Below are 1,429 nucleotides of genomic sequence, written 5' to 3'. Positions count from 1 at the left end.
ATTTGCAAAATATCAGCTCATCAACCAACCAGCACAACAGTTTATGGATGAACACATCAGCATTCAGGTTATCAAATAGGAGGCTACCATGATTGAAATTAGAAATACTTACAAACCTAATGTTCTGGAAGCTTGGATAAAGGAAACGAGAGAAGCCGGCAACTACGTGAGTGCTGAACTTGTCCAGTTACACGACGACCCACAACTAGGTAATGCTCTTGTGCTAGGCTTTCGCTTTGCTAAAACACCACGAGCACTTGTTGATGAAGACATAGTGTTCAGCTTCACTCACGAAACTAGCGGCCCAGTTTTTTGGCAGTTGGTCGGTGTGGCGGAAGCGTACGCTAATGATTTCAATGAAGAACTAGCATTTGCATAAAGGAGTGTAAACAATGACAAAAGGAAAGCTCTATCAAGTCAGCATTGACGAAATCGAATATCAACCGCACTTTATTATGGTTTACGCCAGTGAAGACGCTAAGGACAAAGACCTACAGCGGCTCGCAACAAACTTTATTTTGAGTCAAAATCCAGAATTGCCAGAAAGTGCATTAGTCGATAGCGTCATTGTTGAACCACGTGACCCGAACGAGAAACCAGACGTTGTGGCCGAGGGACTGCATGTCCCAACGCCTGCGTGGGGTGTCAAAATGGGCTTACTGTACGCGCAAGCTGTTCACCATGCTACCTACGATGACGATGAGTTTGATGAGGTGGCTTACGTTCGGGGCGAAACAAAGGCGAAACGATTTGAAACCGAGGCCGCCGCAAAAGAATTTGCTAAATGGCTCAACCCGAATTGTGAAGCTGTTCCACTGGAAGAAGGTGACGACCATGATTGACCAACAACAAGCACAAGTCGCATGGAGTGAAGTCATTGAGGAACTGGACAGCGATACCTTTAATCGCTTGCGTCACGCGTTAGAACTCGTTGATGCTTATATTCGGCAAGGAACAGAAATCGAAAGAGGTCTTTAACCGTGAAAACTGCCTACGACGAAGTTGTGAAACAGCCATGTGACAAACTCGCCCAGACCATGCAGGACATGACTTATTGTTACAACGAGACTGTGGTACCTAAGAAACACTACAAGAAACTTCTGACGAAGCAACTTGAAGAGGTCGTGGCTGACAGCGTGGCTGTGAATATGGTCAATGCCTACTACAAAACACTTGCTGAATTCAACAAAGGTAATCGAGAGGGTTCGTACTTGCTATGTTGTGCATTGAATTAGGAGTTAAGCCTGACAAAGCCAGTGCGCAGGAATTAAGCGCCCTGCAGATGATTGCTAGCAATATTACTGGTAACCAAGCATCGCTACTCAATCCAGACATCAAGAATGCCTTTGAAGGTGCTATCAAGGCTTAAAAAGTGCAAGCACAATCTAGTCAGATTGTGCTTTTTCTGTTATAATGAGAATACAAACAG

General features: G+C 44.8%; 3 protein-coding genes and 1 pseudogene. All 4 read left to right on the top strand.

The features are described 5' to 3' along the window. The first annotated feature begins 88 nt into the window (after positions 1 to 88). The 4 genes and pseudogenes from ACWPAB_RS15275 (at position 89) to ACWPAB_RS15260 (ending at position 1,369) form a co-directional block, all read left to right on the top strand. Positions 89 to 379: a hypothetical protein gene (locus tag ACWPAB_RS15275; RefSeq protein ID WP_003597610.1), complete on the top strand. Its 291-nt coding sequence runs from the start codon at positions 89 to 91 to the stop codon at positions 377 to 379. A 13-nt stretch (positions 380 to 392) separates the two neighbouring features. After that, the gene (locus ACWPAB_RS15270) at positions 393 to 842 is read left to right on the top strand and encodes a hypothetical protein (protein WP_016382279.1); all 450 of its coding nucleotides are present in this window, start codon (positions 393 to 395) and stop codon (positions 840 to 842) included. Continuing rightward, complete coding sequence (locus tag ACWPAB_RS15265) at positions 835 to 978, top strand: hypothetical protein (protein WP_003582061.1); 144 nt, start codon at positions 835 to 837, stop codon at positions 976 to 978. Before ACWPAB_RS15270 ends, ACWPAB_RS15265 begins: the two co-directional genes overlap by 8 nt. A 2-nt stretch (positions 979 to 980) precedes the next feature. Beyond that, a pseudogene (locus ACWPAB_RS15260) lies at positions 981 to 1,369 on the top strand (hypothetical protein). Positions 1,370 to 1,429 lie beyond the last annotated feature (60 nt).

Source organism: Lacticaseibacillus sp. 30 (genome assembly GCF_053819265.1).
The sequence above is the reverse complement of the archived record's forward strand: the minus strand, read 5'-3'. Positions and strand labels throughout refer to the sequence as shown.